Source organism: Acinetobacter sp. ANC_7634, assembly GCF_056779875.1.
The window spans coordinates 609,013-629,394 of sequence record NZ_JBWYIT010000001.1 but is presented as its reverse complement, the minus strand read 5'-3'; the positions used below and the strand labels follow the sequence as shown (position 1 = coordinate 629,394).

General features: G+C 38.6%; 20 protein-coding genes and 1 other RNA gene. 7 read left to right on the top strand and 14 right to left on the bottom strand.

The window, feature by feature from the left end; all coding sequences use genetic code 11:
* Positions 1–316: 316 nt before the first annotated feature.
* Positions 317–454 carry a hypothetical protein gene (locus AC1M9A_RS03000; protein WP_171076720.1) on the bottom strand — a complete coding sequence of 46 codons (138 nt, stop codon included), beginning with the start codon at positions 452–454 and terminating at the stop codon, positions 317–319.
* A gap of 297 nt (positions 455–751) precedes the next feature.
* On the opposite strand from AC1M9A_RS03000, the gene AC1M9A_RS02995 reads away from it, so the two are divergent.
* From AC1M9A_RS02995 to AC1M9A_RS02980, 4 genes are all read left to right on the top strand, one after another.
* Positions 752–1,444 carry an HAD-IA family hydrolase gene (locus AC1M9A_RS02995; RefSeq protein WP_481609587.1) on the top strand — a complete coding sequence of 231 codons (693 nt, stop codon included), beginning with the start codon at positions 752–754 and terminating at the stop codon, positions 1,442–1,444.
* Positions 1,428–1,868 carry an RNA-binding S4 domain-containing protein gene (locus AC1M9A_RS02990; RefSeq protein ID WP_035263651.1) on the top strand — a complete coding sequence of 147 codons (441 nt, stop codon included), beginning with the start codon at positions 1,428–1,430 and terminating at the stop codon, positions 1,866–1,868. Before AC1M9A_RS02995 ends, AC1M9A_RS02990 begins: the two co-directional genes overlap by 17 nt.
* 146 nt (positions 1,869–2,014) lie before the next feature.
* A complete protein-coding gene (gene recA, locus AC1M9A_RS02985; RefSeq protein ID WP_481609586.1) occupies positions 2,015–3,058 on the top strand; it encodes a recombinase RecA in 1,044 nt (347 codons plus the stop codon).
* A 68-nt stretch (positions 3,059–3,126) separates the two neighbouring features.
* Positions 3,127–3,753: a regulatory protein RecX gene (locus AC1M9A_RS02980; RefSeq protein WP_481609585.1), complete on the top strand. Its 627-nt coding sequence runs from the start codon at positions 3,127–3,129 to the stop codon at positions 3,751–3,753.
* A gap of 27 nt (positions 3,754–3,780) precedes the next feature.
* On the opposite strand, the gene ffs is transcribed toward AC1M9A_RS02980, so the two are convergent.
* Positions 3,781–3,877, bottom strand: an RNA gene (ffs, locus tag AC1M9A_RS02975) — signal recognition particle sRNA small type.
* Positions 3,878–4,162: 285 nt separating this feature from the next.
* Between ffs and AC1M9A_RS02970 the strand changes: the two genes are divergently transcribed.
* Positions 4,163–4,990, top strand: a complete 828-nt coding sequence (locus AC1M9A_RS02970) for a YbgF trimerization domain-containing protein (RefSeq protein ID WP_481607409.1) — start codon at positions 4,163–4,165, stop codon at positions 4,988–4,990.
* Between the two features lie 47 nt (positions 4,991–5,037).
* On the opposite strand, the gene lpxA is transcribed toward AC1M9A_RS02970, so the two are convergent.
* The 12 genes from lpxA to rimO all read right to left on the bottom strand — a co-directional run bounded on the left by lpxA (position 5,038) and on the right by rimO (position 17,348).
* Positions 5,038–5,826 carry an acyl-ACP--UDP-N-acetylglucosamine O-acyltransferase gene (gene lpxA, locus AC1M9A_RS02965; protein ID WP_035263657.1) on the bottom strand — a complete coding sequence of 263 codons (789 nt, stop codon included), beginning with the start codon at positions 5,824–5,826 and terminating at the stop codon, positions 5,038–5,040.
* Complete coding sequence (fabZ, locus tag AC1M9A_RS02960; RefSeq protein ID WP_035263658.1) at positions 5,823–6,305, bottom strand: 3-hydroxyacyl-ACP dehydratase FabZ; 483 nt, start codon at positions 6,303–6,305, stop codon at positions 5,823–5,825. The genes lpxA and fabZ overlap by 4 nt, the downstream gene beginning before the upstream one ends.
* Position 6,306: 1 nt before the next feature.
* Positions 6,307–7,377: a UDP-3-O-(3-hydroxymyristoyl)glucosamine N-acyltransferase gene (gene lpxD / locus AC1M9A_RS02955; protein WP_481609584.1), complete on the bottom strand. Its 1,071-nt coding sequence runs from the start codon at positions 7,375–7,377 to the stop codon at positions 6,307–6,309.
* Positions 7,378–7,380: 3 nt separating this feature from the next.
* The gene (locus tag AC1M9A_RS02950) at positions 7,381–7,869 is read right to left on the bottom strand and encodes an OmpH/Skp family outer membrane protein (protein WP_373683274.1); all 489 of its coding nucleotides are present in this window, start codon (positions 7,867–7,869) and stop codon (positions 7,381–7,383) included.
* 28 nt (positions 7,870–7,897) lie between these two features.
* Entirely contained in the window at positions 7,898–10,420 is a 2,523-nt protein-coding gene (bamA, locus tag AC1M9A_RS02945) for an outer membrane protein assembly factor BamA (RefSeq protein ID WP_092766346.1), read from the bottom strand.
* Positions 10,421–10,461: 41 nt separating this feature from the next.
* Complete coding sequence (gene rseP / locus AC1M9A_RS02940) at positions 10,462–11,817, bottom strand: RIP metalloprotease RseP (protein ID WP_481595342.1); 1,356 nt, start codon at positions 11,815–11,817, stop codon at positions 10,462–10,464.
* A gap of 1 nt (position 11,818) precedes the next feature.
* Entirely contained in the window at positions 11,819–13,015 is a 1,197-nt protein-coding gene (ispC, locus tag AC1M9A_RS02935) for a 1-deoxy-D-xylulose-5-phosphate reductoisomerase (RefSeq protein ID WP_481595343.1), read from the bottom strand.
* Complete coding sequence (locus AC1M9A_RS02930; protein WP_035263666.1) at positions 13,016–13,840, bottom strand: phosphatidate cytidylyltransferase; 825 nt, start codon at positions 13,838–13,840, stop codon at positions 13,016–13,018.
* A 2-nt stretch (positions 13,841–13,842) separates the two neighbouring features.
* Positions 13,843–14,589 carry a polyprenyl diphosphate synthase gene (gene uppS, locus AC1M9A_RS02925; protein ID WP_481587503.1) on the bottom strand — a complete coding sequence of 249 codons (747 nt, stop codon included), beginning with the start codon at positions 14,587–14,589 and terminating at the stop codon, positions 13,843–13,845.
* Between the two features lie 8 nt (positions 14,590–14,597).
* On the bottom strand, positions 14,598–15,152 hold the full coding sequence (gene frr, locus AC1M9A_RS02920; RefSeq protein WP_481588194.1) for a ribosome recycling factor: 555 nt from the start codon (positions 15,150–15,152) through the stop codon (positions 14,598–14,600).
* A gap of 76 nt (positions 15,153–15,228) precedes the next feature.
* Positions 15,229–15,957 carry a UMP kinase gene (pyrH, locus tag AC1M9A_RS02915; RefSeq protein ID WP_035263670.1) on the bottom strand — a complete coding sequence of 243 codons (729 nt, stop codon included), beginning with the start codon at positions 15,955–15,957 and terminating at the stop codon, positions 15,229–15,231.
* A 47-nt stretch (positions 15,958–16,004) separates the two neighbouring features.
* Positions 16,005–17,348: a 30S ribosomal protein S12 methylthiotransferase RimO gene (gene rimO / locus AC1M9A_RS02910; RefSeq protein ID WP_179998097.1), complete on the bottom strand. Its 1,344-nt coding sequence runs from the start codon at positions 17,346–17,348 to the stop codon at positions 16,005–16,007.
* Positions 17,349–17,709: 361 nt separating this feature from the next.
* Here rimO and glnL point away from each other — a divergent pair, with 361 nt between their 5' ends.
* Both glnL and glnG read left to right on the top strand, forming a co-directional pair.
* The gene (glnL, locus tag AC1M9A_RS02905; protein ID WP_481609583.1) at positions 17,710–18,819 is read left to right on the top strand and encodes a nitrogen regulation protein NR(II); all 1,110 of its coding nucleotides are present in this window, start codon (positions 17,710–17,712) and stop codon (positions 18,817–18,819) included.
* On the top strand, positions 18,806–20,296 hold the full coding sequence (gene glnG, locus AC1M9A_RS02900) for a nitrogen regulation protein NR(I) (protein ID WP_481591044.1): 1,491 nt from the start codon (positions 18,806–18,808) through the stop codon (positions 20,294–20,296). The genes glnL and glnG overlap by 14 nt, the downstream gene beginning before the upstream one ends.
* Positions 20,297–20,382 lie beyond the last annotated feature (86 nt).

The window sequence follows — 20,382 nt, the reverse complement described above, 5'->3', positions numbered from 1 at the left end:
AACCTATTTTTTCTGGCGCTACACACTCTAAGCACGACGATCATATTAAGAACCTCAGCCTAAAATGCAGCGTGATTTAATTTGCATTGTTGGATTTATATTTATAGTAGCAAACCTATAAAATATAACCACTTTGAAACACATAACCCATTTCAATCATAAGAACTCTAACACTTTTAAAACAAATTCCGAAGCGTGATTGCCAACAACCCTCAATTCATCTTAAATAACACCCGCAATAGTTCCAAAAATCAGAGCGCGCCTTAGAGTTAATATCACCATAAAAAAACAAGCCTTCTTAAAGAAGGCTTGTTTTTTATTTTTGCTCTTTGACTGGACTTTCAGGCTGTTCATTCGGTTTTTTTACAGGCTCTTTATTTTTAAAAGAGTCCTGATTCCCTTTATCCTCATTAGATTCTTTGTGTGGTTTCGAACTATTATCATGTTTTGTCATACTTCAAACTCCTATGCACCATTTTCAAAAAATATGATGCTTTCATAGCGACTTCTATACTATTTTTGTATTCATTATCAAGATCTAAATTTGTGACCTCACACATCTAATTCGATATAATATGAATGGAATGAAATATAGAAGTCACCACGCACACCCATTCTTGAAGTTCAATTTTAAAATGCTGATGCGAGTCCAACCTTTTGCATCAAATGATGGTGTAAATCGATATTTAAATAACACCCATTTTGTTGTTTTTATTTGTGCTAAATTGCAACAATACCTGAGGAAAGATGAATGAATAAACCCATCATCATGTTCGACATGGATGGAACCCTACTCGATCTTGCTTTTGACGATTTAATTTGGAATCACAAACTCCCTGAGCGACATGCCAAAACTCATCAAATCAGTTTAGAGCAGAGCAATCAAATTCTATTTAAATTTTATCAAGATCATAAGCACACGCTCGATTGGTATTCTACGCGCTTTTGGACAGCCAAAGTCGGCGTTGATACTTTTCAGCTTCAACACGATCACAAAGAATTCATCAAGCCGAGACAGGGATGCATTGCGTTATTATCAAGCCTTAAGCAAGCTGGATACCGAATATGGTTAGTCACCAATGCTGATGAAAGAGGTTTGGCATTGAAAATGAATCAAGTTGACCTCACCTCTTATTTTGAAGTGATGATCAGTAGTGAAACAATCGGTTTTGCTAAAGAGCGTTTTGAATTTTGGTATCAATTACAGCAAATGCACCCATTTGAACCTCGTCACTGCGTTCTCGTTGATGATACTGCGGTTGTACTCGAAGGTGCTAAATCTTTTGGTATTGAGCATCTAATCACAATTACCCAACCATCTAGCGCTCAACCTGAGCGCGAAAGGTCTAAACTTCAGTATCCTGCAATTAATGATCTAAGATCATTAATCCCCTATTTAGACCAAATTAACCATGAGAAAGAAATGAATGTCAAAACAGCATGAAACTAAAATCACTGATTCAATGCGAATTGATAAGTGGCTTTGGGCAGCACGCTTTTTTAAAACCCGCTCAATTGCCAAAGCAGCAATCGAAGGTGGTAAAGTTCATCACAACAATGATCGTGTTAAAGTTTCCAGAGAAGTACGTGTAGGAATGGAGTTAACGATTCAGCAGGGATTTGAAAAGAAAACCGTCATTGTGAAAGCATTATCATCTGTACGAGGCGGGGCACCTACTGCACAATTACTCTATGAAGAAACTGAAGTCAGTATCGCGCGTCGTGAGTTGCTTTCTGCACAAAGAAAATTGCATAATCTTGCACGACCAGATCATCGACCAAGCAAAAAAGATCGACGTGATATTACAAGATTCCGTCAACAAAATGGTCAGCAATATGACGAAGTTTGGTCATACGATGATGAATAAGTTAAAGCGACAAATACTGTCGTTTTGAAGTTTAAAATTATAGAACAGTTCGATTTTTTCTGTCACTATAAATGCCGTGGACATTAGACTTAATTAAAGACATCCACTTAAGTTATCAGTGATTTACATCGTTTTGAGGTTATGAGATGGATGATAATAAAAGCAAAGCACTGAGTGCTGCTTTAAGCCAAATTGAAAAACAATTTGGTAAAAATACGGTAATGCGCCTCGGTGACAATACTGTTCAAGCTGTAGAAGCTGTATCTACAGGCTCTCTTACATTGGATATCGCACTAGGTATTGGTGGTTTACCTAAAGGCCGTATTATTGAAATTTATGGTCCAGAATCATCAGGTAAAACCACCATGACACTTCAAGCGATTGCGCAATGTCAAAAATCTGGTGGTACTTGTGCATTTATCGATGCTGAGCATGCTTTAGATCCTCAATATGCTCGCAAACTTGGTGTTGATATCGATAACTTATTGGTGTCACAACCTGATCACGGTGAACAAGCACTAGAAATTGCAGATATGCTGGTACGATCTGGCGCTATCGACTTAATTGTTGTCGATTCTGTAGCAGCCTTAACCCCTAAAGCCGAAATTGAAGGTGAAATGGGTGACTCTCATATGGGTCTACAAGCACGCTTAATGAGCCAAGCATTGCGTAAAATTACAGGTAATGCAAAGCGCTCCAACTGCATGGTGATCTTCATTAACCAAATTCGTATGAAAATTGGTGTCATGTTTGGAAGTCCAGAAACCACTACTGGTGGTAATGCGCTCAAATTCTATGCTTCTGTACGCTTAGATATTCGCCGCATTGGTCAAGTGAAAGAAGGCGATGAGATTGTTGGTTCTGAAACACGCGTTAAAGTGGTGAAGAACAAAATGGCACCTCCTTTCCGTGAAGCATTATTCCAAATCATGTACGGTAAAGGTACAAATCAGCTTGCTGAATTGGTCGATCTCGCTGTACAACAAGAACTTGTTCAAAAAGCTGGTGCTTGGTATTCATACCAAGGTAACAAGATTGGACAAGGTAAGAACAACGTGATTCGTCATCTTGAGGAAAATCCTCAACTTGCACAAGATCTTGATCGCATGATTCGTGAACAGTTGTTAACCACAGCAACACCAGCTCCAACCGAAGAAAATGACGAAGAAGCTGATTTATTTGAAGTATAATTTTTCAAAAAATTTGAAATCGAAGCGCCCAAATTATGGGCGCTTTTGTTTAAGAGCATGGATTTAAAATGTCAGAGAAGTTTCCCAAGTTCATTCATTATGAGGACTTAAAATCAATAATGAATGAAGATGAACCTCAACATCCCATCAATGATCAACACTCGGCTAGTCAACACCTAACCGATCAAGCACCAGATGAATGTGATTTAGATGATACTCATTCATCAGTTCTAGCACAGAATAAAGGCTTAACAGGGACTCGTTTGAGATCGTATGCATTTGCAGTCTTAACTCGCAAAGAATACTCAAAAAAAGACTTAATTGATAAACTTGCTTTGTATGCACAAAATAAGGAAGAGGTTTTGAGCTTAGTTGATGAGCTAGCGCGAGAAAATTATCAAAGTGATGCTCGCGTTGCAGAAATGACGGTACACAGCCAATTACGTAAAGGAAAAGGTCCAAATCGAATAAAGCTAGCGCTTAAAAGCAAACACGTTGATAAAGCGTTGGCTGAACCAGAAATGGAAGAAATAGATTGGTATGAACAAGCATACTTATTGAAGGTCAAAAAATATGGCTATGAAGTTGCTCAGGACGCAAAATTAAAAGCAAAACAAATTCGCTTTTTACAATATAGAGGCTTTGAAATGGATGCGATTATGAAAGCTATAAAACGAAAAGAGAATGAAGAATAAGAAATAAAATTATTATAATGGTGGCAACCCTACTAGCAAAACTCCGGCACATCATAGTTCTGATACCGTTGCTACCTTCCGGTCCTGGCGGGGTTCTCAGAGTACAATTGCGAAGCCACCAGCAGGGCTACCATTGCAAGAACAGAGTATAGAGATTTTTAACGATCTTGCAAGACCATAATGGGCTTTAAAGGCACTAAAAAAGTTCAAGTGAATATTTACTAATCTATTAACAACAAACTTGATATTTTTCATCTAAATAACTTCAACTTAAATTTCTTCATTTATACAGTTTCATTGTAAATTTATATTGATTTTAAATGCTATGACGTTTTTAATGATCTGATTATTAAGAATTGAAAATACTCAAAGTTCAAATTTGAGTATGGACACAAATGGAATAATGAACATGCTCAATAAGCGTACTTTTCTTGCACTAGCATTGATGAGCTCAACATCAGTTTTTGCCAATATTCCTATCGAATCAAAAGGATTAAGCCAAAATTCGAGTTTGAACCAAACAGCAGTCGCAGCGAATAACACCGCTACAGCCCCTACCAACACCAGTTGGCAGCTTATCCAACAAAATCAACGCTTAGAAAATCAAATTCGTGCACTTCAAGGCAAATTAGAAGAACAAGAACATCAAATTAATCAACTGACCAACGAATTAAAAAATCGCTATACAGATCTAGATCAAAGATTAGAACTCCTTCAACAAAAAATTGATCCTGTGGAGGAGTCCAATGCCGAAGATCCTAATACTGCACCACCCATTCCTAATGAGCCAACTGCACCAAGCACTAGCACTAACTCCAATACCACAGCATCACAAAATGCAACGAACTTGAATCAAACCAACCAACAAGAACTTGATAAAGCGGCTTATACAGTTGCCTTAGATGCATACAAACAAGGTGGCGCAAAAAAAGCCATTGCACCTATGCAAAACTTTGTACGTAACAATCCAAATAGTGTGTATACAGGTAATGCCTATTTTTGGTTAGCTGAATTCAATTTAGCAATTGAACCACCCAATTATGAAGAAGCAAGAAAACACTATGAAACTGTCGCTTCGAAGTTTCCAAATTCAGGAAAAGCACCGCGATCTTTATATCAGCTGTATAGCATCGCGAAAGATGTAAATAAAAACGCTCAAACTGCTGAAATTTATAAAAATAAACTACTGAGCACCTATCCTGACTCTGAAGAAGCTGGATATTTCAAAAAAAGTTGAATAAAAAAAGACATCATAAGATGTCTTTTTTTTTCTAGCAAAAGCTCTTAACGAACAATACCGCGCTTAGATTCATTTAGAGAATCTATGAGGAGCTGAGCTTCAGAAACATTTGGTAAAATTTCAGCAGTAATCTGCTCAATGGCTTGTTGTGTCGTTAGACCACTTTTATAAATTAACTTAAATGATTCTCGCAAACCATTGATTACATCTTTTGACCAACCCTTACGACGCATACCTTCTACATTCATTCCAAATGCATGCGCCGGATTACCAGACACCATCACATAAGCAGGAACATCCTTCAAAATCAATGATGCTCCACCAATCATGCTGTATGAGTCGATTTTACAGAATTGATGAATACCGGAGTTGCCACCGACAACAACGAAGTCACCAACATGCACATGACCTGCGACACCAACATTGTTTGCAAAAATGTTGTTATTACCCACCACACAGTCATGCGCAATATGCGTATTGACCATCAACAGATTATTACTACCAATTTTAGTAATACTTTGATCCTGCACTGTACCGCGATGCAGACTGCAATGCTCACGAATTTTGTTGTTGTCGCCAATCTCAAGCCAAGTTTCTTCACCAGCATACTTAAGATCCTGACACACCTCACCCACACTGGCAAACTGGAAAATTTCGTTTGATTTACCGATGCGAGTATATCCACCAACCACCACATGAGAATGTAACACTGTCCCACTATCAATCGTCACATGAGGACCAATAATCGAATAAGGACCAATTTTTACATCAGAAGCAATCGTTGCCGTAGGATCAATAATTGCTGTAGGGTGGATTAAATCACTGTTACTCATGCTTGCTCTAATTTCTGATGAGAAATAATAATTTCAGCTGTCGCTGCAATTACACCATCAACGCTCGCACTACAAAGATACTTGTAAATACCACGTTTCTGCATTACAAGCTCTGATTTTAACACGAGTTGATCACCAGGAACGACTTGTTTTTTAAAACGAACTTTTTCAGCGCCAGCGAAAAGAAAAAGTGAACCAGGTTTTGGTTTTTCATTGTTCATGATAAAGCCAAGAACGCCAGAAATTTGTGCCATCGCCTCAACGATTAAGACACCCGGCATGATTGGATAACCTGGAAAATGACCTTGCATAAACTCTTCATTTATGGAGACATTTTTAAATCCGACAATTCCATTCTCAGTCACTTCTGTAACACGGTCTACCAATAGAAATGGATAACGATGCGGCAAATATTCACGAATTGTTTGAATATTCATCGGCAATTCAGGAATTGAAAAAGATAAAGTAGACTCTGTCATATTATTTACGCAATTTTAAAGTTGATTCGATTGACTCTAACTGAGCCTGCATATCATCTATTTGTTTGACTAATTTGGTCAATGGCACATCTGCTAATTGTCTTAGACGAACAACTGTTCGTTTCCAACGAGAATTTTCGAGCAATCCCATTCCTGAAGAATATGTACCAGCTTCTAAAATGCTACCTGTGACCATTGACATTCCAGTTAGCGTCACATTATCTACAATTTTTAGATGTCCTGAGATACCACAAGCACCTGCAAGGATACAGTTTTTGCCAATCACAGTACTGCCCGCAATACCGCATTTTGCAGCAATTGCAGTATTTTCACCGATTTGAACGTTATGTGCGACTTGCACAAGATTATCAATAATCACACCATCATGAAGTATAGTGTCATCCAAAGCGCCACGATCAATACTACAGTTGGAACCAATTCTGACATCATTTCCAATTTGAACAGACCCGAGTTGAGCAATTCGGTTCCACTTACCTTGATAAGGAGCAAAGCCAAAACCCTCTCCTCCAATTACGGTATTCGCATGGATACGAACACGTTTAGCAATTTTAGATCGACCCGTAATCGTGACATGCGAATCAATGAAACAATCCTCACCGATTTCAACATACTCATCAATTTTAGTTTGCGAATGAATGACTGTATTTGAACCAATCACGGCATGCGGGCCAACCACCACATAATGTCCAATATATACATTATCCCCTATCATAGCACTCGGATCGATTACTGCGGTGGCCTCGATACCACGTTGCACAGTTTTAGATTCGAACACATGAGTTAAAATCGCGAAAGCAAGATACGGATTTTGTACGACAATAAAATTATTATGCTGATTAAGCTGAGCCTGCATCTCAGAAGTGACAATTAAGGCACCTGCTTGAGATGAAATCGCTTCGTCTAAATACCTATCAGAATTTACAAAAGAAATTTGGTTTGAGTTCGCTTGAGTTAAACTTGCAAGACCCTCTAGCAACAGATCTGCATCACCAATAACTTGGCCTTGTACAAGTTTGGCCAAGTGATCGAGACGAAATTGATTTGATTTCATTGACTATTTGATTGCATTAACCTTTTGAATCATTTTAGCAGTTAAATCGTATTTTGGGTCATATGCCAAGGCAGCATTTTTATTTAAAACTAAATCAAGATTATTTTCTTTGCGCAATTGTTCAGCAACTTGTTTAATTCTTGAGTCGAAAACTTTATTTGTATTTTGAATGGTACTTTGAACACGTGATTGAACAGTCTGTTGCAAAGATTGAAATTCGTTCATCTTCGTTTGATATTGAGAGGATAGTTGCTGGGCATTCGATTGATTGGCTTGAGCTGATTTAGCCAACGCTTCAATTTCTTTACCCAATTGTTCTAATTTTACCGTTTGCGGTTTAATTGTCTGCTCAAGCTGAGTATTCTGCTGTTTTAAGTACGTGCTATTTTCAACGACTTTTTCTAAATCAATTACCCCATATCCTGCTGCATGCGCAAAGCCAACTACAGATGTGAGTAAAACCGTTGAAATCGTTGTTTTAAACATATTCATTATTATTCCTTAAAGGCAAAAGGCCGTACTAGAAAGTACGACCAATTTCAAATTGAACAGACTTAGTTTCATCACCAGGCTTATCATTCAGAGGGTACGCATAGCTTAATGATAGTGGACCAATCATCGTAATCCATGTGAAGCCTACACCAACACTATATCGCATATTTCCAGCATCGAAACCAAAGTTGTCTTTACAGTATTGTCTAGCATCGAATGCAGTCGAATTGGTTGCGCCAAAATAAATATTTCCAGTAGGTACGTCACATTGAGTGTCGAACACTTGAGCACCTTCTGCAAAAATAACAGGACGGACCTGTCGCGCCCAGTCGCCTTTAAAAGGAACTGGTAAGATTAATTCAGTACCAAATTGAACTAATGCATTACCCCCCACCTCTTCAGGGTTTCTATCTTCTCGAGTTAGAGCAGCATCTGTAATACTCGGATATTTTGGACCTAATGTACTATTATCATAACCACGAACAGACCCATAACCACCAGCGTAATAGTTTTTATAGAATGGTAAATCATTACCGAAACCTACCTTACCATAACCACGCCATACAAAATCCTTTCCTAAAGGAATAAAGGCTTGAGTATCGTATGTTACCTTCTGATATTCAACATCACTACCCGGCAATGCAATCTCTGCATTAACACGATGAGACATACCCGACGTTGGGAAGCGTGGATTATTTAATGTGTTATAAGACCAACCTAAATTTAAACTATAAGTAAAGAAATCACCTTTAAACTCATTACCGTACTCAACTTCAGGTTCAGAGCAAGGTTCATAACCAATTACATTACCGTTATCATCTTTAATTGGCTCTAAGTCGACTGGACAATACTTACCAGTACTTGTTTCCCTACCACCATTGGCAAGTAAATAATCACGCACATAAGTAGAAACAAATGGACCAGTCGTTACTTCAGTTTGATCAATATTAATACCAGCACTTAAGCTCTGATTCTCATCAATTGGGTAACCAAAGCTCAGACCACCACCGAAGCTATCTGTAACATAATTGTTAACGTTATAGTCTTCATCTAATTTCGTCTTACGATAATAGAGATTGTAACCACGGCTGACACCATCAATTGTAAAGTATGGATCAGTAACACTTAGGTTATAATAATCTTGTGTCTCAGAACGAGAAAGATCAATCGCTACACGGTTACCTGTACCTAAGAAGTTAGTTTGACTTAAGCCTGCTTGGAACGTAATACCCCCGTTTTGCGAATAACCAACAGCTAAAGTACTTGATCCTGAGTGTTGTTCTTCAACAGCGATATTCAAATCGATTTGATCAGGCGCTCCTGGAACACGTACCGGCTTAACATCAACTTTGCTGAAAAATCCAGTACGCATCAAACGGACTTTTGAAAGATCAATTTTTTCATTACTCGCTAATGCGCCTTCCATCTGGCGCATTTCACGACGTAAAACTTCATCAGCAGTCTTGGTATTACCTGTAAAATTAATACGTCTAACCGTAACTTGCTGACCTGGATTGATGTAATAATTCAAATTAACTTTTTTTGTTTCATTGTCAATTTGAGGCACAACATTAATTTCCGCATAGTAATAACCAGCATTACCATACTTACGCTGTAATAACTGTTTTACTGCATTCACCAACTCTTGTGAGTAAGTTGCATCATCTTTATAAATCTTTAGTGCACGAAGATCTTCGTCTTTATATAAAGCATCACCTAAAAATTTGGTTTCACCAAATTTAAATTGCTCACCCTCATTCATTGAAACTTCAATGAAAATATTTTTTTTATCTTCACTGATATTCAAATTAGAGTTGGTAATTTCAAAATTGATATAACCTTTATTAAGGTATAATGCTCTTAATGCTTCAAGGCTTGCTGCCATTTTTTCACGCGCGTAGCGATCATTTCTGGAAATGACAGATAACCATCCGCTTTCCTTGACAGCAAAGACTTGCTTAATTTCATCGTCTTTAAATACAGTATTACCAATTAAATTAATTTCAAAAACTTTAGCTGGTTTACCTTCAATGAAATTAATATTGACATCTACACGGTTATTAGCTTTTGCAACAGTTTCAACCTGAATATCAGCATTGTAGCGACCTTGTTGTGAATACTGTTGTTCAAGCTCGGTTTCTAGCGTCTGAAGTGCAGATTTAGTGAGCACCTCACCTTCAGCTAGACCCATTTTCTTCAAGCCCTCTTCCAAGGCTTCTTTTGGAATGAGCTTATTACCCTTGAAATTGATTTTAGAAATAATAGGACGTTCAACGACTTTGAAAACCAAAACATCGTTTTCTTTGAAAGCTTGAATATCATCAAACGAATTAGAGGCATACAACGCACGAATCGCATTCGCAATCACTGGATCATTAATGCGATCCCCAGCATTCACCGGTAACATTGCGAGTACATTAGCTTGCGTTAGTCGAACTAATCCATCAACACGCACATCCCGCGCGATAAACTCGTCTGCTGCATATACTTGTTGTACTGCTGCCATTGCGCTAACGAGTGCCAATGGCATAAATAAATGTTTGTGCTGCATGCCTATTGTTTTCCAGTAAGTTAATTATCCATCTATAACGCTTATAAACGCATAAAATCATTAAATATTGCGAGAAACATCATACTTCCCAGCAACACCATACCAATTTTTAATCCAACCAATTGTATTTGTTCAGAAACAGGTTTACCACGAATTAATTCAATTATGTAATAAACTAAATGCCCACCATCCAACATCGGAATCGGAAGCAAATTTAATATACCCAAACTTACACTCATTAATGCCATAAATGAAATGAAAGTTTGCCACCCCATTTCAGCACTTTGACCTGCAACTTTAGCAATCGTAATTGGACCCGAGAGATTATCCAACCCAATCAATCCACGAATCATTTTGACAATTGAGCCAAGTATCATAGAAGATAATTGACCCGTTTTTTCAACCGCAACCACGAAAGCTTCCGCTGGATTATATTGAATTGTATGCTTATATTCAGCAGGAATATTGATCTGACCAGATTGAGCTTGCACTCCCAACATTCCTGTCGTATTGCCCATATTGTCACGCTTTCCTTGCGGCATGACCTTTAATTGAACAATCTCGCCTTGACGCATCACTTCAATATTCAATAGTTTTTCTGGTGATTTTTGTACTATATCAACAACTTCAAACCAATCGTTAATTTTTTTATTATCAATCGCGACAATTACATCACCTTCTTTCATCCCTTGGCGTATAGCAGCACCATCTTCAGATAATTTATGCACAACTGGTTGAATATGAGGTCGATATGGTAAAAACCCCAAGACATCCAAAGGTGATTGAGACTGATCTTTTAAAAAATGCTGAATCGGTAAATTAAAAGTTTGTACCTGACCATCACGATCAGCTTGAATTTGAATCGTACCACTTTCACCTACGCGATCAATCAGCGCATAATTCAATTTTTCCCAAGTTGGCGTCGCAGTTCCATCCACAGCTATGATTTTATCACCAGAACGCATCTCTACTTGTGCGGCTGGCGTATTTTCAATCACTTTACCAACTCGAGTGTTTAATTGTTCCTGAGCTGGTAAGAACAGAATCCAAAACAGTAAAACAGCAAAAATTAAATTAACAAGTGGTCCCGCAGCAACGATTGCAATTCGTTTTAAAGGGGATTGCCGATTAAACGCATAAGGTAAATCTTCTGCACTTACATTACCTTCACGCTCATCTAGCATTTTTACATAACCACCTAAAGGTAATGCAGAGAGCTGATATTGAATGCCTGACTTTTTAGAGGTCCACTTTAGAACTGTTGGACCAAATCCAATTGAATACACAAGAACCTTAACGCCAAGTTTTCGTGCTACCCAGTAATGTCCAAATTCATGAATTGCAATCAATGGACCTAGAAGCAAAATAGCCGCGACGATAATGAAAAGTATATTCATCTTAGGTACTCAGTGAATTCGTGAGTTGAATAGCATAGCGACGTGAAAGCGCATCAGTCTCTAGGATTAGCTCTAAAGAATCAGCATTTGAATTTTGAATATGGTTCAAAGTGGATTCAACAACTTTAGGAATATCTAAAAATTTGATTTTATTTTTTAAAAATGCTTCAACCGCGATTTCGTTTGCAGCATTTAAGATCGCAGGCGCCAATCCTCCAGATTTCATTGCTTCACGAGCCAATTGCAACGCTGGAAAGCGTACAGTATCAGGCTGCATAAAATTAAGCGTATCGTTTAGAAATAAATCTAGCGGAGGAACATGTGTTTCAATCCGATCTGGCCATGCAAATGCATGTGCAATCGGCGTACACATATCAGGATTACCCATTTGAGCCAAAGTACTACCATCAACATACTGAACCATTGAGTGAATAATACTTTGTGGGTGCACAACCACTGTAACAAAATGTTCTTGAATTGAAAATAAATGACAGGCCTCGATCAACTCGAGACCTTTGTTCATTAGCGTTGCCGAATCAACTGATATCTTCTGCCCCATAGACCAATTAGGGTGCTTACAAGCCTGTGCAGGTGTCACATTACTGAGCTCATCTAGCGTATGATGCAAAAATGGACCGCCAGAAGCAGTCAACAAAATTTGTGAAACACCTAACTGGGGTTTACCACCTGTATCTAATTGTAAATAATTTTGAGGCAGGCACTGAAATATTGCGTTATGTTCAGAATCTACAGGTAATAATAAGGCTTTATTCTCTTTAGCGGCCTTCATCATGATGTCACCAGACATCACCAACGATTCTTTATTTGCTAGAAGAACACGCTTACCAGCTTGAACAGCAGCGAGTGTTGGCAATAATCCTGCCGCACCCACTATCGCCGCCATCACGATATCAACCTGAGGATGCTCAGCAACAGCGATTAAACCCGACTCATCAGAGAGAATTTCGGTTGAAGTGATATTTTTTAATTTGAAAAATTGATGTAGTTCATCCACCTTGCCTGAAGGTACAACAGCATAATGTGGATGATATTGTTGACATATTTCGCTTAACTGCTCTACACGACTAAATGCAGATACCGCAAAAACATTGTACTTCTCTGGATGTCGATCAATGACTTTTAAGGTACTTTGTCCAATTGAACCCGTTACACCTAATATACATACTGATTGAGACATCTATAAATCTACACCAACAAGTTTTAAAACAAATATTCCCGCAGCAAAAATAGGTGCGGCAGCAAGCAATGAGTCAATGCGATCTAATACACCACCATGACCAGGCAAAATACGACCTGAATCCTTAATACCTGCACGACGCTTAATCATTGATTCAAATAAATCACCTTGAACTGAGCTAAATACTGTCAGCACAGATAGGAGTAAAAATAGAATATGCTCTACTGCGGTTAAATCTAAATAGTTAAATTGTACAAATAAGATAACAATGATGACTGTAATTACACCACCGATTAACCCTTCAATAGATTTATTCGGGCTCACCTCAGGTGCAAGCTTACGCTTACCAAGCTTCCTACCTACAAAATACGCCCCACTATCAGCACCCCACACTAAGAGGAATAGATACATGAGCCACCAAGGTGAACTTATCCAGACTTCGTATATTGCCGATACTGCAGCGCTAATAATCACTACACCAATCCAATTCAGTGAAGTGTTATACCACGCATCATAAAGAGGATATTGCTTAACCCAATAAATGGTAATAACCCAAGTAATAATCGAAGCACTCCACAACAGCAGTACTAGATCATCAAAATAAAGCGCAATTGCAGAAAATACCGCAGTGATTACACCAAAGCATCCTGCTTTAAATTTATTCACTTGATCAGTTTGACGAGGCATGAGTTTAAACCACTCATAGCCAGCCCCCCCGGCAGCGATAATCATTAACGCTAACATTGGATAAATGGATGTAGTTGCAAACATACAGCTCAAGACTACAGCCACTAAAATCAATGCGGTAATTATCCGCTCTAACATTATTAGTTCTCTATTTTCTCTTGTTGGACCTGCTCAGAGGTTTTTCCAAAGCGCCTTTCACGCCCTAAAAACACACCAAAGGCATGATCCAATTCTTCTGTTGTGAATTCTGGCCACAACGTCTCAGTAAAATACAACTCAGCATATGCAGATTGCCATAATAAAAAATTAGACAATCGATAATCACCACCAGTACGAATCAATAAGTCGACTGGAGGTAAGTCACCTAAACTGACATGCTGAGCAAACAAATCAACATCAACTTGATCAACATCAATTTTTTGTTCTTTGACGAGTTGTGCGATTGTTTTAGCAGTTTGTGCGATATCCCACATTCCACCATAGCTCACAGCAATTGTGAGCGTCATTTCTGTGAAAGTAGCAGTCCTTTGTTCTGCTTGCAACATTAATTGTTGCAATTCTGGCGATAAACGAGAGCGATCCCCGATGAATCTAAGCCCAATCTGAAACTTTATCATTCGAGGAATTTGTTCATTAATCGTCTCTTCCAACAGTTTCATGAGCAAATCAACTTCGTATTGAGGTCGATTCCAGTTTTCACTTGAGAAGGCATAAACAGTAAGTGCTTTTACACCCACTTTACGACAATGCTCTACAATCGGATCAAGGACATTTTTTCCTTCACGGTGTCCATCACCTTTTTGTAGATGTTTCTTTTTTGCAAAACGATTGTTGCCATCCATAATGATGGCAACATGTTGAGGCAGAAGCTCTGCTGAGATGGTCATTATATAGCTTAGACCTTCATCAACTCTGCTTCTTTTGCTGCTAAACGCTTTTCAACTTCAGCAACAAATTTATCTGTGATTTTTTGGATTTCATCGCCAGCACGACGCTCATCGTCTTCAGAAATTTCTTTTTCTTTCAGCAACGCTTTAATATCACCTAATACATCACGGCGAATATTACGAATCGCAACTTTTGCATTTTCAGCCTCGTTACGTGCCACTTTTTGCATATCACGGCGTGTTTCTTCAGTTAATGCCGCCATTGGTACACGAATTGAATCAGCAGTAATTGGGTTCAAACCTAAATCTGACTCACGAATTGCTTTATCAATTGCAGCAACCATATTGCGCTCGAAAGGTTGAACAAGCAATGTACGCGAATCTTCAACACCAATGTTAGCAACTTGGTTTAATGGCACATCAGAGCCATAGTAAGGAACCATTACGCCGTTAAGAATTGATGGATGTGCACGACCTGTACGAACTTTAGCAAAACCATGCTCTAATGAGTCCAATGATTTATTCATGCGCTCTTCAGCATCTTTTTTAAGATCGTTAATCATGTGATCTTCCTTACCTAATTCTCAAAATTTAATTCAAAATAGTGTTTAGTATAAATAGCTTTGAAAGCCACGTACATCAATTAGTAACGTGAGTACCTTCTTTTTCACCCATAACCACTGACAATAACGCACCTGATTTATTCATATCGAATACTTGAAGTGGAACATTATGGTCACGGCATAAGCAAATCGCGGTTAAATCCATTACACCAAGTTTCTCATCTAAGACTTGGTCAAATGTTAATGCATCATATTTAACAGCATCTTCGTATTTGCTTGGATCTTTATTGTAGACACCATCTACCTTCGTCGCTTTAAGAATTAAGTTGGCCTCAATCTCAATACCACGTAAGCAAGCAGCGGTATCTGTCGTAAAGAATGGATTACCAGTACCCGCCACAAACACACAAACTTCACCATTATTTAAATGACGAATCGCATCACGGCTAGAATATGATTCTACAACTGTACCGATTGGTAATGCTGACATTAAACGGGTTTTAATATTACGACGTACCAATGCATCTCGTAGCGCCAAACCGTTCATCACAGTTGCTAGCATACCCATTTGATCACCTGTTACGCGACCAACCAACCCATCTTGCTGTAATTGGCTACCACGATAAAGGTTACCACCACCCACAACGATACCAACTTGCACACCTAGACCAACCAAGTGAGCAATAGATAAAGACATTTGATCAAGCACTTGTGCATCGATACCCATATCTTTATTGCCTGCTAGCGCTTCACCCGAAAGTTTTAGCAGAATACGACCAAAGCGTGGTTTTTTAGAATCTAACATTACAAACTCCAATATCCGAATTCATTTATAAGTATTACTTCAAACAATTATGCGGTTTTAATTTCAATCAATTCTGCATAAAGGTCGTATTCATCCGCATCAGTGATTTTAACAACCAGTAAATCACCTGCTTTAATCATGCTCTTATCAATATCTTCCACAAAGACATTTCCATCAATTTCAGGGGCATCTGCATAAGAACGCGCCACTGCAACTGGAAACTCTTCTTCTAGATCATCAACCAGCACAGTCATGGTTTGACCAATACGCTTTTGTAGTTTTGCAGCAGAAATTTCTTGCTGAACCTGCATAAAGCGTTCGTAGCGTTCCTGTTTAATTTCTTCAGGCACATGATCTGGCAGATCATTTGCAGTTGCACCTTCAACTGGAGAGTATGTAAAACAACCAACGCGATCGAGCTGAGCTTCTTTCAACCAATCTAGAAGTTGCACGAAATCTTCTTCAGTTTCACCCGGGAAGCCAACAACAAATGTAGAACGAATGACTAAATCAGGACACTTTTCACGCCAAACTTTTAAACGCTCTAGCGTGTTTTCACTATGCGCTGGACGCTTCATCAGTTTTAAAATTTTAGGGCTAGCGTGTTGGAATGGAATATCTAAGTAAGGCAAGATCTTACCCTGTGCCATCAAATCGATAACCGCATCAACATGTGGATATGGGTAGACATAATGCAGACGCACCCAAATACCCAATTGACCTAATGCTTCACACATATCGTAGAACTTAGTTTTTACAGGCTGACCATTCCAAAAATCAAGCTTGTATTTTGTATCAACACCATATGCCGAAGTATCTTGAGAAATAACCAAGACTTCCTTCACACCAGATCGTTTTAAAGCCGCCGCTTCTTCTAATACAGAACCAACTGGGCGAGATACCAGATCGCCACGCATACTTGGGATAATACAGAAGGTACAACGATGGTTACACCCTTCAGATATCTTCAAATATGCATAATGTTTTGGTGTTAGTCGAATACCTTGTTCTGGTACAAGATCAATAAACGGATTGTGTTTAGGGGGTTCAGGAACATATTGATGCACAGCTTCCATTACTTCTTGATAAGCTGCTGCACCAGTAACTTTAAGTACGTTTGGATGCATTTGACGAATTTTTTCTTCATCTTTACCCAAACAACCTGTTACGATGACGCGACCGTTCGCACTCATCGCCTCGCCAATCGCGTCTAATGACTCTTGTACTGCAGATTCAATAAAACCACAGGTATTAACAACAACTAAATCAGCACCGTCATAATCCGACGCTACATCATAACCTTCAGTTTTTAACTGAGTAAGAATTCGCTCGGAATCTACCAATGCCTTAGGACAACCTAAAGAAACAAAACCGACTTTGGGGGATTTCATGAATCTGCGCTCCACTAGAATCCGCGTATTGTATGTCTTTTCAATTCATAAAAACAGTTGAAAACCCCACTCTTTGCATAACGCACCAAAATATTCCCATAAATTTTAAAAAATATTGCAATCGCACCAATATGATGCATTATTAAATAAACCCAACTTTGCATGAATATTTTGCAATCGCTTCGCGCTTTTTTTCTTAATAAATGAGTTCATTTTAGTTATTTTTAACGATTTCAAACAAAGTTGGCTCATATTTTGCTTTATTTGAGGACGTTAAAATTAAATAACTCCCTCTTTGTGAGCAGTGATGGAAAAATACATAGATGCAATTGCTCTATTTTAAGACAGGATTTTAAGGTTAATGAATCAACAACCAACGATTGATTACCGTTTACTCGTAGACAACTTGAGCACTGCGATACTTTTAGTCGATAGTGAATTAAATATTTTTTATTTAAATTCCTCATGTGAAGCACTCTTTGATATCAGCTTATTAAGAGCATCAGGTCAATCTGTGCTCAGTATTTTACAATCTCCAGGTGATTCATTTAACACAGAAGAAGCACTCACGAATACATTACTCACGGGGCAAGCTTATACCCGCCGTGAAGCGACTATTATTGTGAACTTTAAAGATGTACATGTTGACTATTCTGTTGCCCAACTTAACACTGGCAAAAGTTATCACCCCCTCCTTCTGATTGAACTCAATCCAATTGATCGAATGTTGAAAATTTCTAAAGAAGAAAATTTTATTCAACAACATCAGGTCGCACGCCAATTAATCAGAGGTGTCGCGCATGAGATTAAGAATCCATTAGGGGGCATACGTGGCGCAACTCAATTATTGGCACGTAGTTTAAATGATCCTGAATATAAAGAATTTACGGACATTATTATTAGTGAAGTAGATCGCCTGAGAAATCTTGCTGACACAATGCTCGGTTCTCGGCAGTTACCAAGCTATGAACCTGTAAATATTCACGAGCCTTTGGAACGCGTTCGTTCTCTGATTGTGAACCAAACAAAAAAGAAAATTAAAATTACTCGTGATTATGATCTTTCTTTACCTGATGTTGAAGCAGATCGGGATCAACTTATTCAAGTGATGTTGAACATCAGTGTAAATGCTATTCAGGCCATGACTGAAAATAAAGAGTTTTTTCAAGACATTCAACCTGAATTAACCCTGCGTACACGTATTCATCGCCTTGTCACGATTAACGGAACTTTACATCGCTCAACTGTTCGAATTGATATCGAAGATAACGGCCCTGGCGTTCCAGAGGAAATTTTAGAGTCCGTATTTTATCCATTAGTCACAGGACGCGCTAAAGGAACAGGCTTAGGTCTGAGCATCGCACAAAATATTATGCATCAACACAATGGAATGATTGAATGCCAATCTGTTCCAGGCAAAACCGTATTTAGTCTTTATATACCTTGGGAGTTAAACCATGTCGCGAAATAAAATTTGGGTAATAGATGACGATCGCGCCATGCGTTGGGTTCTAGAAAAAACATTTAAAGAAGAAGGTTTAGATGTTACCAGTTTCGAAGAAGCTCAATCTGCACTGGATCAGTTACTTGATGATACACCTGATGTAATTTTGACAGATATACGGATGCCAGGAATTGATGGTCTTACCTTTCTCGCTAAAGTCAAAGGTCATTATCCTGATCTACCTGTGATCATCATGACGGCACATTCGGATCTAGAGTCAGCAGTATCAAGCTATCAAACGGGTGCTTTTGAATATTTACCAAAACCATTTGATATTGATGAGGCTTTAGCACTTGTCAATCGTGCCATCATGCACATTAATAAGCTCCAACAACAAGAATCTGCGAAATCATCCGTACAGCCAATTCAATCAACTGAGATCATTGGAGAATCTCCTGCAATGCAGGAAGTCTTCCGAGCAATTGGACGTTTGTCGCAATCACACATTACGGTATTAATTAATGGTGAGTCAGGTACAGGTAAAGAGTTAGTCGCTCATGCATTGCATCGTCATTCACCACGTAGCAGCAAGCCATTTATTGCGCTTAATATGGCTGCCATTCCGAAAGATTTGATTGAAACTGAATTATTTGGTCATGAAAAAGGTGCATTCACTGGCGCTAATACTCAGCGACAAGGTCGTTTTGAGCAAGCCAATGGCGGTACATTATTCCTTGATGAAATTGGGGACATGCCATTCGAAACCCAAACGCGTTTATTGCGTGTTTTAGCTGATGGCGAGTTTTATCGCGTCGGTGGACACATTCCAGTGCGTGTTGATGTCCGCATTGTCGCTGCGACTCACCAAGATCTAGAAAAATTAGTACATGATGGACGCTTCCGTGAGGATCTTTATCATCGTCTGAATGTAATTCGTATTCATATTCCTAAACTTGCTCACCGCTCGGAAGACATTCCGATGCTCGCACAACACTTTCTCGCACGAGCAGGTAAAGAACTTGGTGTAAGTCCAAAGATTTTACGTACAGAAACTATTGAATACATGAAACAGTTGCCTTGGCAAGGTAATGTACGTCAACTTGAAAACACATGTCGCTGGCTGACAGTGATGATTACTGGAAGAGAGGTTTACCCAGAAGATCTTCCTTCTGAGTTAAAACAACTACCAATCCAAAAATCTGATGATCCAAATCATCCACACAATCAAGCAGATCGTATCGCTATTCAGCATTGGGATGAGTTGCTTAGTCAGTGGGCTGTACAAAAACTCAAAAATGGCGAAATGAAATTATTGGATATCGCCACGCCTATGTTTGAACGCACCTTAATTAATGCTGCACTACAACAAACTCGAGGAAGAAAACGCCATGCTGCTGAGCTTTTAGGTTGGGGTCGCAATACCTTGACTCGTAAGCTAAAAGAATTAGGAATGGATACTGCTGAAGATGATGAAGATGAAGTTGTAAGCACTACTGCCGAGTAAACTTCTAGATTTAGGTTAATCAACACATTTGATTAACCTATTCTTCATCATAATTCTAAAATTTTAAATCATGCTCAATATAAAAT